12 protein-coding genes, 1 tRNA gene and 2 rRNA genes (1 of these 15 running past the window's edge) are annotated in these 13,689 nt (G+C 64.6%); 5 read left to right on the plus strand and 10 right to left on the minus strand.

Going from position 1 to position 13,689, the window contains the following annotated elements; all coding sequences use genetic code 11:
* Positions 1-177 precede the first annotated feature (177 nt).
* Together FG91_RS16040 and FG91_RS16045 are read left to right on the plus strand one after the other, a co-directional pair.
* Positions 178-534, plus strand: a complete 357-nt coding sequence (locus tag FG91_RS16040; protein WP_037516863.1) for a UrcA family protein — start codon at positions 178-180, stop codon at positions 532-534.
* Positions 535-739: 205 nt separating this feature from the next.
* The gene (locus FG91_RS16045; protein WP_037517306.1) at positions 740-1,393 is read left to right on the plus strand and encodes a YqaA family protein; all 654 of its coding nucleotides are present in this window, start codon (positions 740-742) and stop codon (positions 1,391-1,393) included.
* Between the two features lie 39 nt (positions 1,394-1,432).
* On the opposite strand, the gene FG91_RS16050 is transcribed toward FG91_RS16045, so the two are convergent.
* The 4 genes from FG91_RS16050 to FG91_RS16065 form a co-directional block, all read right to left on the minus strand.
* Positions 1,433-1,978, minus strand: a complete 546-nt coding sequence (locus FG91_RS16050) for a VOC family protein (RefSeq protein ID WP_037516866.1) — start codon at positions 1,976-1,978, stop codon at positions 1,433-1,435.
* A complete protein-coding gene (hppD, locus tag FG91_RS16055) occupies positions 1,975-3,063 on the minus strand; it encodes a 4-hydroxyphenylpyruvate dioxygenase (RefSeq protein ID WP_037516869.1) in 1,089 nt (362 codons plus the stop codon). The genes FG91_RS16050 and hppD overlap by 4 nt, the downstream gene beginning before the upstream one ends.
* Positions 3,064-3,142: 79 nt before the next feature.
* Positions 3,143-3,649 carry a hypothetical protein gene (locus FG91_RS16060; protein ID WP_152568146.1) on the minus strand — a complete coding sequence of 169 codons (507 nt, stop codon included), beginning with the start codon at positions 3,647-3,649 and terminating at the stop codon, positions 3,143-3,145.
* 84 nt (positions 3,650-3,733) lie between these two features.
* Positions 3,734-5,608 carry an ABC-F family ATP-binding cassette domain-containing protein gene (locus FG91_RS16065; protein ID WP_037516872.1) on the minus strand — a complete coding sequence of 625 codons (1,875 nt, stop codon included), beginning with the start codon at positions 5,606-5,608 and terminating at the stop codon, positions 3,734-3,736.
* Positions 5,609-5,688: 80 nt separating this feature from the next.
* Between FG91_RS16065 and FG91_RS16070 the strand changes: the two genes are divergently transcribed.
* Positions 5,689-6,111, plus strand: coding sequence for a VOC family protein (locus tag FG91_RS16070; RefSeq protein ID WP_037517310.1), 423 nt, complete (start codon positions 5,689-5,691; stop codon positions 6,109-6,111).
* A gap of 61 nt (positions 6,112-6,172) precedes the next feature.
* On the opposite strand, the gene FG91_RS16075 is transcribed toward FG91_RS16070, so the two are convergent.
* Genes FG91_RS16075 through FG91_RS16085 form a run of 3 tightly spaced genes read right to left on the minus strand, consistent with a single transcriptional unit; the run spans position 6,173 to position 10,302 of the window.
* Complete coding sequence (locus tag FG91_RS16075) at positions 6,173-7,723, minus strand: DHA2 family efflux MFS transporter permease subunit (protein ID WP_037516874.1); 1,551 nt, start codon at positions 7,721-7,723, stop codon at positions 6,173-6,175.
* Between the two features lie 3 nt (positions 7,724-7,726).
* On the minus strand, positions 7,727-8,875 hold the full coding sequence (locus FG91_RS16080) for an HlyD family secretion protein (protein WP_037516876.1): 1,149 nt from the start codon (positions 8,873-8,875) through the stop codon (positions 7,727-7,729).
* Positions 8,875-10,302, minus strand: coding sequence for an efflux transporter outer membrane subunit (locus tag FG91_RS16085; RefSeq protein ID WP_037516878.1), 1,428 nt, complete (start codon positions 10,300-10,302; stop codon positions 8,875-8,877). The genes FG91_RS16080 and FG91_RS16085 overlap by 1 nt, the downstream gene beginning before the upstream one ends.
* A 65-nt stretch (positions 10,303-10,367) precedes the next feature.
* Between FG91_RS16085 and FG91_RS16090 the strand changes: the two genes are divergently transcribed.
* Complete coding sequence (locus tag FG91_RS16090) at positions 10,368-11,000, plus strand: TetR/AcrR family transcriptional regulator (protein ID WP_235212068.1); 633 nt, start codon at positions 10,368-10,370, stop codon at positions 10,998-11,000.
* Between the two features lie 85 nt (positions 11,001-11,085).
* Complete coding sequence (locus tag FG91_RS16095; RefSeq protein WP_037516882.1) at positions 11,086-12,378, plus strand: Hsp70 family protein; 1,293 nt, start codon at positions 11,086-11,088, stop codon at positions 12,376-12,378.
* Between the two features lie 234 nt (positions 12,379-12,612).
* Here the strand turns inward: FG91_RS16095 and FG91_RS16100 are convergent.
* The 3 genes from FG91_RS16100 to FG91_RS16110 all read right to left on the minus strand — a co-directional run.
* Positions 12,613-12,689 (minus strand) — tRNA-Met (locus FG91_RS16100).
* Positions 12,690-12,820: 131 nt separating this feature from the next.
* Positions 12,821-12,935, minus strand: a 5S ribosomal RNA gene (gene rrf / locus FG91_RS16105).
* Positions 12,936-13,052: 117 nt separating this feature from the next.
* A 23S ribosomal RNA gene (locus FG91_RS16110) occupies positions 13,053-13,689 on the minus strand (it continues 2,156 nt past the right edge of the window).

Raw genomic sequence — 13,689 nt, forward strand, 5'->3', positions numbered from 1 at the left:
GACGGAATAACATTTTTTTGACGGGCAGACGAACGGTAAATTTCAACATTCCGGATTTTGACGTATTTTTAATACCGGATTGACGCTCTTCTCACGGCCGCCGACATGCACTCCCGCTACTCCGGTCGCATCCGCAGCCTGCCGTTCGGCTGGGACATGATGAAAGGGAGTAACTCGATGCGTATCTTCATGGCTCTGCCCCTGTTGCTGCTCGGCGCAGCACCCGCATTTTCTCAGCCCATCGTCGCGACCGCACCGGCAGGTGAAATCGAGGTGGTCAAAGTCAGCTATGCTGACCTCAATCTCGACACCGATGCCGGCTGGGCGCGGCTCGACAGCCGCCTGCGCGCCGCGGCGCGCTCGGTATGCGACGTCCGGCCCGAATTCGAATCGACGGTGCGGGAAATGGCCACCGGCCATTGTTTCCGGAGCGCGCTTTCGAGAGGCCGCGAAGCCGGCAAGGAGATCATTGCCGCGCAGCGGACCGGCACGCCGATGACGCTGGCCAGCGCGATCCTGATCTCGCGGCGGTGACCCTTCGCCGATAGCGCGGACGCCACGAGGTCCCTTGCTCCCGTCTCTGGTGGGAGCAACGCCGGAACCGTTCCCCGACGGTTCCGGCGTTTTTCGATCACAGCATGACAGGCTTCGGCTCGACTTCGCGCGGCGCGGGCGGCATAGGAGGGCCGACATCGCCACCGCAAGGACCAGCATGACCGCCACACCGCGTAACAAGTCCATGATCCAGAGGCTTTATAACTGGACCATGGAGAAATCCGCGCATCCGCACGCCGAATATTGGCTGGCGCTGGTCTCTTTCATCGAAGCGAGCTTTTTCCCGATCCCGCCGCACCCGATGCTGGGGCTGATGTGCCTTGCGAACCCGAAAAAGGCGGTGCGCTACGCGATCATCTGCACGCTCGCGTCGGTTGCGGGCGGCATGCTCGGCTATTTGATCGGTTTCTTTCTCTATGAAAGCGTCGGGCTCGCGCTGCTCGGCGCGCTGGGGCTCACCGACGCCTTCCCGCCGGCAGCCTGTTACCTGCGCGAATTCGGCGCCGAGATCATCCTGATCAAGGGCGCCACGCCAATCCCGTTCAAGCTGCTGACGATCACCGCCGGCTTCATCCACATGAGTTTCTGGACCTTCCTGTGGGCAAGCCTCGCCAGCCGGGCCTTTTCCTTCATGCTCGTCGGCATATTGTTCCGGCTGTTCGGGGCGCCAATCAAGGCGTTCATCGACAAATATCTAATCTGGGTCACCGGCGCATTTCTCGTCGCGGTGGTCGCGGGTTTCCTCGCGATCGGCGCGCTATCGGGCGACGGCGAGACCAAGGAAGCCGACAAGTGCAGCGGCGCGACGCTCGAGAGCATCGGGTTGGATCGGGCGTAGGAGGTTTCTCCCCTCCCGCATGCGGGAGGGGATATAAAACTACTCGTTCGCCGCCTGGTGCAGCCAATCGGCGTGACGCGGCGCCTTTTTGGTCTGGCTCCATTCCTCGAGCATCAGCGGCGCGACGCGCTTCAGCTCGGCATATTGCTCGTCGGTGCCGATGTCGCACGCCAGCTCGACGCGGTGGCCGTTGGGGTCGAAGAAATAGATCGACTTGAAGATGCCGTGGTGCGTCGGGCCGAGCACATCGATGCCGTTCGCTGTCAGATGCTCTTTCGCGGCGACCAGCTCGTCATAGCTGCCGACCTTGAACGCGAGATGTTGCACCCACTTGGGCGTATTTTCGTCGCGTCCCATGTCGGGCTGGTTGGGCAGTTCGAAGAAGGCGAGGATGTTGCCGTTCCCCGCGTCGAGGAAGACATGCATATAGGGGTCGTACTCGCCGGTCGACGGCACATGATCCTCGGCAAAGGCGGTGGTGTAGGTCATGCCGAGCATGCGCTCGTACCAACCCACCGTTTCCTTCGCGTCCCTGCAGCGATAGGCGGCGTGGTGAACGCCGCCCAATTTGATCGGGCTCGTCATTCGGCGGGTTCCTCGACGGTCAGCGCTCCGCGGCGAATCTGGTCCATTTCCATCGATTTGAACAGCGCGGTGAAATTGCCCTCGCCGAAGCCTTCATCCTTCTTGCGCTGGATGAATTCGAAGAAGACGGGGCCGACGACGGTCTGGCCGAATATCTGGAGCAGCAGGCGCGGATCGCCCTCGGTGGTCGAGCCGTCGAGCAGGATGCCCCGCGACTGGAGCCCCTCGACCGATTCGCCATGGCCCGGAAGCCGCTCTTCGAGCATCTCGTAATAGGTCGCCGGCGGCGCGGGCGCGAAGGGATTGCCGAGCGCCTTGAGCTTGTCCCACGCGGCGTAAAGATCGTCGCAGCTGAACGCGATATGCTGGATGCCCTCGCCATTATAGGCGCGCAGATATTCCTCGATCTGCCCCTTGCCGCCCGCACCCTCTTCGTTGAGCGGGATGCGGATCTTGCCGTCGGGGGCGGTCATCGCCTTCGAGGTCAGGCCGGTATATTCGCCCTTGATGTCGAAATAGCGGATCTCGCGAAAGCCGGCGATGCGCTCATAAAAGGCGGCCCAATGCGCCATGCGGCCGCCATAGACATTGTGCGTCAGATGATCGATCAGCTGCATGCCCGCGCCGACCGGATGGCGATCAACGCCCTCTTCATAGACGAAATCGATGTCGTAGATGCTGAGGTCGTCGCCATAGCGGTCAATCAGATAGATGATCGAGCCGCCGATGCCGCGGATCGCGGGGAGGCGCAGTTCCATCGGGCCTGTCTTGACCTCGACCGGCTCGGCGCCGCGCGCGACGGCTTCGCTATAGGCCTTGGCCGCATCGCGCACGCGCCAGCCCATGCCGCACGCCGACGGGCCATGTTCGGCGGCGAAATAGGCCGCGGGCGATTTGGGCTCGTAGTTAGCGATCAAATTGATGCCGCCCTGGCGCCACAGCTGGACGTCCTTCGAGCGGTGGCGCGCGATCTGTGTGAAGCCCATCGCTTCGAAAACCGGCTCGAGAATGCCCTTCTCGGGCGCCGAAAATTCGACGAATTCAAAGCCGTCGAGGCCCAGCGGATTATCGAAAAGGTCGGCCATGTCGCATTCCCATCTGGTTTCAATTGAAACTATTATCTCTCACGCCGCTGCGCGAGTCAAGGGCTGCGAGACTTGCGGGCTATGGTGTTCGCGAAAGCGCGCGGTCGTCCGAATAGCCCGCCCGCGTGGAAATCTGATCGGCGTCTCCGGCCCGAATCTGGACCTGAAAATAATATTTGTCGGTCGGTCTGCCGCCATCGTCGAAAAAGACGATCTTTACGCGTTGCGCCACGCCGCGCACCAGCGTCATGCGCCCCTTGAAACGCCTTTCCGCCGCCTCGATCCCCTCGCCGCCCGCGAGTTGGGTCATGAGCTTCGCCGGAATGGCGATCGTCAGGCAATTGCGGTCGCGATAGTCGGTTTCGGAATTGAGATAATAGATGCCCTTCTGCTCGCCCACTGCCTTCACCTCCATGCGAAAGGTGCCGGCGATGCCGGCCTTCGGCGCCAGATAGGAGGCATAGGTCACTGCTTCGACCGGCGAAATACAGTCGTCGCTGCAAAAGATCGGCCTTCGGGGTGCCGAAGGCTGCGGCGCAGCAACGATGGGATTGCCTGCGAACAGGAGCAAAGTCAAAAGAGACATCGAGCTGTATTTCCTTGCGATTCGAGGAAAGCGAAGCCCCTTTCTCATGTCTGGGACTGCTCGACGCAAGCCCCCTCAGAACGCTTAGGCGGTGGCGCTCTCAAACGCCTCCAGCGCTTCGCTCGCCGTCACCCAGCGCGCTTCGGCGGCTTCCTGCGCGGCGACGATCTTGCCGCGCCGCTGCGACAATTCGCTCATCGTCAGGCCCTTATATTCGTTCGCGGCGCCCTGCGGGTCGAACATCGCGCGATCGATGGCGGACAGCACGACCTCATATTTGGCGAGGTCGGCCTCGGCGTCCGAGACGTCCTTCCTGATCTTCGCCGCCGCCTCGCGCGCGGCCGCCGCGGCCTTGCGGTCTTCCTTCTTGTCGGCCTTCGACGCCTTTTCTTTCGAAGGTCCCTTACCGAGGATCATGTCGACATAGTCGTCCATGCTGCCCGAATATTCGCGCGCGGTGCCGTCGTCGACGAGCACGAGCCGGTCGGCGGTGAGTTCGAGCATGTGCCGATCGTGGCTGACAAGCACCACCGCGCCGTCGAAGCTGTTGAGCGCCTGCACGAGCGCCTCGCGTGCGTCGACGTCCAAGTGGTTGGTCGGTTCGTCGAGGATCAGCAAGTGCGGCGCATCGCGCGTGATCAGCGCGAGCGCGAGCCGCGCGCGTTCGCCGCCCGACAGCTTCGCCACCTGCGTGGTCGCCTTGTTGCCCGAAAAGCCGAAGCGGCCGAGCTGCGCGCGGATCGCGCCCTGCGTCTTGCCCTCCATCACGCGCGTCATATGCGCGAGCGGGGTGTCGCTGCCGTCGAGTTCCTCGACCTGATACTGCGTGAAATAACCGACGCGCATCTTGCCCGACGCCGCCATCGCGCCCGCCATGGGCGCGAGCTGCGCCGCGAGCAGGCGCGCGAGCGTCGTCTTGCCATTGCCGTTGCGGCCGAGCAGCGCGATGCGGTCATCGGGATCGATGCGCAGGTTCAGCCGCTGCAATACCGGCCGTTCGGCATAACCCACGCTCGCAAGGTCGAGCGTGATCAGCGGCGGCTTCAGCTCGTCGGGGCTCGGGAAATCGAACGCGAGCGTCTGGTCCTCGGCGAGCGCGGCAATCGGCTGCATCTTGGCGAGCAGCTTCGCGCGTGACTGCGCCTGTTTCGCGGTCGAGGCGCGCGCGCTGTTGCGCGCGACATAGTCCTGAAGCTTCGCGCGCTGGGCGTCCTGCGACGCCTTGGCCGCCGCGAGCTGCGCCGCGCGTTCGGCGCGCTGGCGCTCGAACGCGTCATAGCCGCCGGCATACAGCGTGACCTTGCCGCCTTCGAGGTGAAGGATATTGTCGACGACATTGTTGAGCAGGTCGCGTTCGTGGCTGATCACGACGAGCTGCCCCGGATAGGCGCGGAGGAAATTTTCGAGCCACAAAGTCGCTTCGAGGTCGAGGTGGTTCGATGGTTCGTCGAGCAGCAGCAAATCGGGCTCGGAGAAGAGCAGCGCCGCGAGCGCGACGCGCATCTTCCACCCGCCCGAGAAGCTGTCGAGCGGCTGGCCCTGCATATCCTCGTCGAACCCCAATCCGATCAGGATGCGCGCGGCGCGCGCGGGCGCGGTATAGGCGTCGATCGCGATCAGCCGTTCGTGGATGTCGCCGAGCTTGTCGGGGTCCTGCTCGGTTTCCGACGCGGTCAGCAGTTCGGCGCGCTCGGTATCGGCGGCGAGCACGGTGTCGAACGGCGTCGCGGTGCCGTTCGGCGCTTCCTGCGCGATATAGCCGACGCGCGTTTTGCGCGGCATGTCGATGCTGCCCTCGTCGGCTTCGAGCTGGCCGATCATCACCTTCATCAGCGTCGATTTGCCCGCGCCGTTGCGCCCGATCAGCCCGACGCGGCTTTTGGCCGGCAGGCTCGCGGTGGCGCGTTCGAGGATGGCGCGCCCGCCAAGGCGTACTGTGATTCCATTGATTGTCAGCATGCGCGCGCGCCTAGCATGTTCGGCGCGCCAGCCCAAGTCCCGGACTGGCATATCGTGCGCGCGTGCGGCAAATGGGGAGCATGACCGGCCTCGCCCCCTTTCACATCGCCTTTCCCGTCGACGATCTCGACGCCGCGCGCCACTTCTACGGCACCGTCCTCGGCTGCCCCGAGGGGCGCAGCTCCGCCGACTGGATCGACTTCAACCTTTATGGCCACCAGATCGTCGCGCACCGCGTCGATACGCCGCGCGCGCCGGCCGCGCACAATCCGGTCGATGGCCATGCGGTGCCGGTGCCGCATTTCGGTGTCGTGCTGCCCCCCACCGAGTGGCGGGCGCTGGCCGGGCGATTGAAAGCCGCGGGCACGAAGTTCGTCATCGAACCGCACACGCGCTTTCCCGGCCAGCCCGGCGAGCAGTCGACGATGTTCTTTTACGACCCAGCGGGCAACGCGCTCGAGTTCAAGGCATTCGCGGACTTAAGTCAGCTGTTCGCCAAATAGCGGCGTCTTGTTTGCCGCGTTTTCCGAGTCGGCAGGCGATCCCGCCTGACTTGAAAACGCTCTAGTGCCCGCCGCCCATCGAAATCTGTTTCGGCCGCGGCGCGAACCACACCGATATCGCGGCGATCACGAATACGACCCCCGATGCGAGGAACAGGTGCAGCACCCCGAGCGTCGATGCCTGCACCTCGACCAGCCGCTCGATCGCCGCGCGCGCCTGTTCGAGCGTGAAGCCGGCATTCTGCAGCGAGGTCATCGTCGCTTCGGGATTGTTGAGCGACGACACGAGTTCGGAGCGCGAGGTGCGGCTCGCATCGTCCCACGCGGTCGTCGCGACCGCGGTGCCGATCGCGCCGCAGAGGGTGCGGAGGAAGCTCATCAACCCCGCCGCCGACGTCTGGTGCTGCGCGGGGACCGAACTCAGCGCCAGCGCGGTCAGCCCGACGAAGAAAAAGGGCATGCCGATCCCCTGTAATATGTGGGGCAGCGCGAGCGTCCAATAGCCGACATCGGCGTTCCAGCTGGCGCGCAGCACCGACATCAGCGCCATCCAGAGGATGCCACCGCAGATGGTGATACGGACGTCGACCTTGGTGATCAGGCCGGCCGCGACGGGCGACAGGAGAACGGCGAATACCCCGAGCCAGGCGACGATGAAGCCCGTCTGGGTCGCGGTATAACCCGCCACCTGCTGGAGCCATAAGGGCGTCAGCACGACCTGCGCAAAGAAGGCGCCAAAGCCAAGCGAGATCGCCATGGTCGCAAAGGTGAAGCCGCGGAAACGGAAGATGCGCAGGTTCACGACCGGATTGGCGTCGGTGAGTTCCCAGATCACGAAGGCGGCAAAGCTGATCGCGGAAACGACCGCGAGCCCGACGATCCACGTCGATCCGAACCAGTCATGCTCGCGCCCGGTGTCGAGCATGATCTGGAACGCGCCGACCGACACGACGAGCAGGATCAGACCGATGACGTCGATCCGCGCCTTGGCGCGCTTCGTCTCGAACGGGGTGAGCAGCGTGAACACGCCGAACCCGCAGATCGCCACCACCGGCAGGTTGATGAAGAATATCCACGGCCAGCTCCAATTGTCGCTGATCGTCCCGCCAAGGATCGGGCCGAGGATCGGCGCGGTGGTGGTCGTCATCGCCCAGATCGCAAGCCCGATGCCCGCCTTCTCCTTGGGAAAGATGCGCAGCAGCAAAATCTGCGACAGCGGCATCAACGGGCCGCCCGCGAGCCCTTGCAGCACGCGGAAGAGCACGAGCGCGTCCAGCGTGCGCGAAACACCGCACAGGAAAGAGAAGATGCCGAAGCCGATGATCGAATAGATGAACCAGCGCACGGTGCCGAAGCGCATCGCGAGCCAGCCGGTCAGCGGCACGCTGATCGCGTCGGCGACCGCATAGCTGGTGATCACCCACGTCCCCTGAGTCGGCGACACCGCGAGCCCGCCCGCGATATGCGGCACCGACACATTGGCGATCGTCATGTCGAGCACGACAACGAAATTGGCGAGCGCCAACGCAAACGCCGCGACGATCAGCCGCACGCCGGTGAGCGGCTGCGGCTCGGCCGGGATTGAGGATAAAGAGGCGGCGGCGCTGGCCATATATCAGTTCCCGCGCGTGTCGATCGTGGCTTCCATCGACAGCCCGACGCGCAGCGGATGGTCCTTGAGCTGTTTCGGATCGAGCGCGATGCGCACCGGCAGACGCTGCACCACCTTCACCCAATTGCCCGTCGCATTCTGTGCCGGGATCAGCGAGAAGGCCGCGCCGGTGCCGCCGGCAATACCGATCACCTTGCCGCGATAGACGACGTCACCGCCATAATAGTCGGACACCAGCTCGACCGGCTGGCCGATGCGGATATCCTCGAACTGGCTTTCCTTGAAATTGGCGTCGACATAGGCGGTGGCAATCGGAACAAGCACCATGATCGGCGCACCCGCGGCGATCCGCTGCCCGACCTGAACCTGCCGGTTGGTGACGATGCCGTCGACCGGCGCGCGCAGCACGGTGCGTGCGAGGTCGAGCCGCGCCTTCTCAAGCCGCGCTTCGGCCGCCGCGACGTCCGGCGCGGTGTTAATCGTCGTCCCGCGCACCACGGCTTCGGCGGCGCCAAGATCGCCGCTTGCCGATCCGCGCGTCGCCTCGGCCGAGGCAATGCCGGCGGCTGCCAGATCGCGCGCGGCCGAAGCCGAAGCCAGCGCCGCACGCGCCGAGGTCAGTTCTTCGCCCGACACCGCGCCGGTGCCCGCAATGCTTTCGCGCCGCGCAAGTTCGGCGCGTGCGCGCTCCACCGTCGCATTGGCGTCGCGCAGCCGAGCCCGCGCCTGTGCGATATCGGCGCCACGCGCCGCGACGCGCGCGCGTGCCGCATCGGCGGTCGCGTCGGCCTGACCATAGCGTTGGCGTGCCAGCCGCAGCGCCGCTTCGGCATCGGCCACCGCGATGCGCTGATCGGCATCGTCGAGAATGACGAGGATATCGCCCTTCTTCACGGCCTGCGTACCGCTAACGCGCACTTCCTTGACCGGCCCCGACACGAGCGCGGTCACCTGCGCCGAGTCCGCGCCGACATAGGCGTTATCGGTGTGGACGCGTCCGGCCTGCGTCAGAAAATACCAGAGGCCCCACAGCACCCCGACCGTCACCACGACGATCGCGAGGATGCGCAGGAGTTTCTTCCGCCTGGCGCCGTTGATTTCGGGGGTCGCTTCGGGAGCGTCGGTTACAGCTGCAGCCGTTTCGTCGGCCATCATTCGTCTCCTGTTGAGTTTTGCGCGCGATATCCGCCGCCAAGCGCGCGGATCAGGGCGATATCGAGTGAGAGCTGGCGCGCTTCGAGGTCGGCGACGGCGCGGCTCAAGGCGACCATGCTGTCCTCGGCGGTGAGCTGGACGATCTGGTTCGAGAGGCCGGCGCGGTAACGAAGTCCGGCGAGCTTCGACGCTTCGGCGGCGGCGGTCAGCGCCTCGCGCCGTCCGACCAGCTGGCGTTCGGTCGCAGCACGGCTCGCGACGATGTCGGCGACATCGCGCAGCGCACCGATCAGCGTGCGGTCATAGGTTGCAACCGCGACATCATAGTCGGCGCGCGATCCGCGATAGCGCCCCTGCAGCCGCCCGCCATCAAAGATCGGCAGGCTGATCGCGGCGCCGCCATTGCCATATTCGGACCCCGATTTGAACAGGTTGGAGAGGCCGAGCGACTGGAGCCCGACGAGCGCCGACAGGCTGATATTGGGATAGAAATCGGCGCGCGCGACGTCGATGCGCTTTGCGGCAGCTTCGGACCGCAAGCGCGCCGCGACGATGTCGGGACGCCGTCCGATCAGGTCGATCCCCGCATTGCCCGGCAGGTCCAGCGACGGCCGCGCCATTTGCGGCCGCTCGATCGACAGGCCGCGATCGGGTCCGGCACCGACGAGTGCGGCGATCCGGTTGCGCGTCGTCGCGATCGCTTCTTCGAGCGCGACGACGTCGGCGCGTGCCGAGGCGGCACGGCTTTCGGCCTGCCGCTGGCTCGCCTGATTTTCGATCCCCGCACGCGCGCGCTCGCCCGACAGGTCGGCGCTTGCGGTGCGGACGCGCACCGCATCACTGGCGACATCGAGCGCGTGATAATAGCCCGCCAGATCGGCATAGGCGGCGGCGATCCCGGTCGTGAGCATCAGCCGCGCCTGCGCCGCGTCGACTCGCGCGGCCTCGGCCTCCGACGTCGCCGCCGCGAGCGCCGCGCGATTGCGGCCCCACAGGTCGAGGTCGAAACTGAAGGTCGCGGCGATATGCCCGGTGTCCTGAATGCCGTCGGGCACGAATTCGGGCGGGATGCCCATGTTCTTGCTCTGCTGGACGCCGCCCGCGCTGCCTTCGGCGCCAACGCGCGGCAGCAAAGCAGCGCCCGCCTGCTGCGCCATCGCCTCTGCGGCGCGTACGCGCGCGGCGGCGATCGCGACATCGGGCGAGTCCTTCAGCCCCTCAGCGATCAGCGTGTCGAGCTGCGCGTCGCCCAAGCCCTGCCACCAGCCTTCAGCGGGCCACGCGCCCTCGGCGCGGGCGAATGTCGCGTGCGATTCCAGCGATCCGGCCGCCGCCGGAACGGGCCTTGGCCCAAGGTCGGGAACGCTCGCGCAGCCCGCGAGCAGGCTGAAAACAGCGGTGGAGAGAAAAATTGTCCGGGGCATGGCTTCCAACGATACTAGCTGGTATCATGCGCAGATGAACTTCGGAGGAAGCGTTGTCAATCGAAATGATACCAGATAGTACGGCGGCCCTCGACGACGCCGCGGCGATGCGCCGCAAGGCGTTTGTCGATGCCGCGCGCGAGCTGTTTTTCGCCAATGGCTATGCCGGCACGACAATGTCGTCGATCGCGAGCAAGGTCGGCGGGTCGAAGACGACGCTCTGGACCTATTTCCCGTCGAAGGAGGATCTGTTCGCGGCGGTGGTTGACGACATCGTCGCGCAATATGGCGACGCGCTCGCGATCGACCTGCCGCTCGACGAGCCGGTGCCCGACGTGTTGCGCACCTTCGGCAATCTGCTGATGACCAAGCTGACCGCGACGCCGATCCTGTCGCTCTTTCGCCTCGTCGTCGGCGAAGCCGAGCGTTTCCCGCATCTCGCCGAAACCTTCTACGAACGTGGTCCACGTCGCGGCAAGGCGCGCGCGGCCGTCTGGGTGGGCGAAAAGATGGTGCGCGGCGAGATCCGGATGGGCGACCCGATGCGCGCGGTGCAGCAATTCACCGGCCTTTGCCAGTCGGGCGTCTATCAGTTCGCGATGCTCAACCTTCCCGAAAGCCGCGACCTCGATCGCCTTCGTGAGGATGTCGACGCCGCGGTCGACACCTTCTATCGCGCATGGAAGCCCGACGACTGACCGTCTCCGCGGAAACTTGCTCCCCCCGCCCTCCTGTGCAATAGGCGCCGCCCCTCACCGGGATCCCCAGCTACAGGAGCATGTCATGGACAAGGCGGCCGCGAGCGCGCTCGGCCTCGATTTCGGCACGACGAACAGCGTCGTCGCGCTCGCCGATGGCCAGGGCGGCACCGAACTGGTCGCGTTCGGCGATGCGGGCGACGCGGTGTTCCGCTCGGCGCTCTGCTTCTGGGAAGAGGAACGCGGCTGGAACGGCATCGCGCATGAGGCGGGGCCGTGGGCGATCGACGAATATCTTCAGTCGCCGCTCGACAGCCGTTTCATCCAGTCGTTCAAGAGCGTCGCCGCGAGCCCGCTGTTCGAGCGCGCGATGATCTTTAACAAGCCGTTCCGCTTCGAGGATATGGGGCGCCTGTTCCTCCAGCGCCTCGTCACGCATGCCGGCGGCGCGCTCGACGAGCGGCCGCGCCGCATCATCGTCGGGCGCCCGGTCGAATATGCCGGCGCGCGCCCCGACGCCGAACTCGCGCGCCAGCGTTACGATGCGATGCTCGCGGCGTTCGGCACCGAAATCTATTATGTCCACGAACCACTCGGCGCCGCGCACAGCTATGCCTCGCGCCTGACCGAGTCGGCGACGATCCTCGTCGCCGACTTCGGCGGCGGCACCACCGACTTTTCGATCGTCCGCGTCGCCGAGCCCGGGAGTCCGCGGCGCTGCGTGCCGCTCGCCTCGTCGGGGATCGGCATCGCGGGCGACCGCTTCGATTACCGCATCGTCGACCGGCTGGTGCTGCCGCTGCTCGGCAAGGGCAGCCAATATCGCTCGTTCGACAAGCTGCTCGAAATCCCAGACGGCTATTTCGCCGATTTCGGCGACTGGTCGCGGCTCGCGATGATGCGCAACCGCCGCACGATCGAGGAAATCCGCCGCCTCCAGCGCGACGCCGAGCGGCCCGACCTGATCGGCCGCATGATCGCGCTGATCGAGCATGAGCAGGGCTTCCCGCTCTATGACGCTGTGGGCAGGCTCAAGCGCGCACTTTCAAGCAGCGATCACGCCGAATTTCATTTCGCCGGTGGTGGAATCGAGATCGGGGCCGACGTGCGGCGCGCCGATTTCGAGCAATGGATCGCCGACGATCTTCGCCGCATCGAGGCGGCGATGGAACAGGCGCTCGCGCGCGCGGGCGTCGCGCCCGCGGCGATCGACCGCGTCTTTCTGACCGGCGGCTCGTCGCTGATCCCCGCGATCCGCGCGATGTTCGACCGCCGTTTCGGCGAAGAGCGTATCGCGACCGGCGGCGAGTTGACCTCGATCGCGCACGGGCTCGCCCTGATCGGCGAGGAATCCGACCCGGCCGAATGGGCGGCCTGATCGGGTCGATCGAATCCGGCCGGCTCTGCCGGGCTCGAGATCGTCGTTCCCGAAGGAAAATGGCGATGGGAATCCGGATATCGGCATGCTCGCCGGCGCCCGAGCGCGTGCGAAACGCAAAAAAGCCCGCCATCCCAGAGGGAAAAGCGGGCTTTTTGATGATTGCGATTGATCCCGCCAGCGCGGGGGCACGCACAAATGCTGGCGTTCACTTGTGTTCGCTGAGATTTGTGGTGGTTGCGGGAGTAGGATTTGAACCTACGACCTTCAGGTTATGAGCCTGACGAGCTACCGGGCTGCTCCATCCCGCGCCACCAATATGCGGTTCAATGCCCCGATTTTCAACCGAGACAGGCCGCAAAAACAGCAAAAGGCCGGCATCGCTGCCGGCCTCTAACTTTGTGAATGGGTTTTCTCTTTTCGACCTTACGCCGGCTGCAATGCCTGGCGACGTCCTACTCTTCCAACGCTTAAGCGGTAGTACCATCGGCGCTGTCAGGTTTCACGGCCGAGTTCGAGATGGGATCGGGTGGGTCACTGACGCCATGGTCACCAAGCAATGAAGCCGGCGTAGGGTCAAAAAGGGTTTCAATCGATGTCCGTGCAATATTTGTCTGATCAATCATCCACTATCGCGGACAAACCGGTCAGGCTTGTCGTTGATGGCGGGACTCTTAAGTGCGAATAGAGCAATTAGTATCGGTTAGCTCCACGCGTTACCGCGCTTCTACATCCGATCTATCAACGTGGTGGTCTTCCACGGCTCTATGAAATCTTATCTTGAGGGAGGCTTCCCGCTTAGATGCTTTCAGCGGTTATCCCGTCCATACATAGCTACCCTGCTGCGCGGCTGGCGCCACGACAGGTACACCAGAGGTATGTTCAACCCGGTCCTCTCGTACTAGGGTCAACTCCTCTCAAATTTCGACGCCCACGGCAGATAGGGACCAAACTGTCTCACGACGTTCTGAACCCAGCTCACGTACCACTTTAATTGGCGAACAGCCAAACCCTTGGGACCTGCTCCAGCCCCAGGATGTGATGAGCCGACATCGAGGTGCCAAACGATTCCGTCGATATGAGCTCTTGGGAATCATCAGCCTGTTATCCCCGGCGTACCTTTTATCCGTTGAGCGATGGCCCTTCCACTCGGGACCACCGGATCACTATGACCGACTTTCGTCTCTGCTCGACTCGTCAGTCTCGCAGTCAGGCAGGCTTATGCCATTGCACTCTTGCAGACGGTTTCCAACCGTCCTGAGCCTACCATCGCGCGCCTCCGTTACTCTTTAGGAGGCGACCGCCCCAGTC

The sequence above is a fragment of the Sphingopyxis sp. LC81 genome (genome assembly GCF_000756375.1).
Classification (GTDB): Bacteria; Pseudomonadota; Alphaproteobacteria; order Sphingomonadales; family Sphingomonadaceae; genus Sphingopyxis.

Bases quoted from the DNA above. Each gene is read 5' to 3' on its own strand.
- FG91_RS16040 (WP_037516863.1), top strand. From the start codon at position 178: ATGCGTATCTTCATGGCTCTGCCCCTGTTGCTGCTCGGCGCAGCACCC.
- FG91_RS16045 (WP_037517306.1), top strand. From the start codon at position 740: ATGATCCAGAGGCTTTATAACTGGACCATGGAGAAATCCGCGCATCCG.
- FG91_RS16050 (WP_037516866.1), bottom strand. From the start codon at position 1,978: ATGACGAGCCCGATCAAATTGGGCGGCGTTCACCACGCCGCCTATCGC.
- hppD (WP_037516869.1), bottom strand. From the start codon at position 3,063: ATGGCCGACCTTTTCGATAATCCGCTGGGCCTCGACGGCTTTGAATTC.
- FG91_RS16060 (WP_152568146.1), bottom strand. From the start codon at position 3,649: ATGTCTCTTTTGACTTTGCTCCTGTTCGCAGGCAATCCCATCGTTGCT.
- FG91_RS16065 (WP_037516872.1), bottom strand. From the start codon at position 5,608: ATGCTGACAATCAATGGAATCACAGTACGCCTTGGCGGGCGCGCCATC.
- FG91_RS16070 (WP_037517310.1), top strand. From the start codon at position 5,689: ATGACCGGCCTCGCCCCCTTTCACATCGCCTTTCCCGTCGACGATCTC.
- FG91_RS16075 (WP_037516874.1), bottom strand. From the start codon at position 7,723: ATGGCCAGCGCCGCCGCCTCTTTATCCTCAATCCCGGCCGAGCCGCAG.
- FG91_RS16080 (WP_037516876.1), bottom strand. From the start codon at position 8,875: ATGGCCGACGAAACGGCTGCAGCTGTAACCGACGCTCCCGAAGCGACC.
- FG91_RS16085 (WP_037516878.1), bottom strand. From the start codon at position 10,302: ATGCCCCGGACAATTTTTCTCTCCACCGCTGTTTTCAGCCTGCTCGCG.
- FG91_RS16090 (WP_235212068.1), top strand. From the start codon at position 10,368: ATGATACCAGATAGTACGGCGGCCCTCGACGACGCCGCGGCGATGCGC.
- FG91_RS16095 (WP_037516882.1), top strand. From the start codon at position 11,086: ATGGACAAGGCGGCCGCGAGCGCGCTCGGCCTCGATTTCGGCACGACG.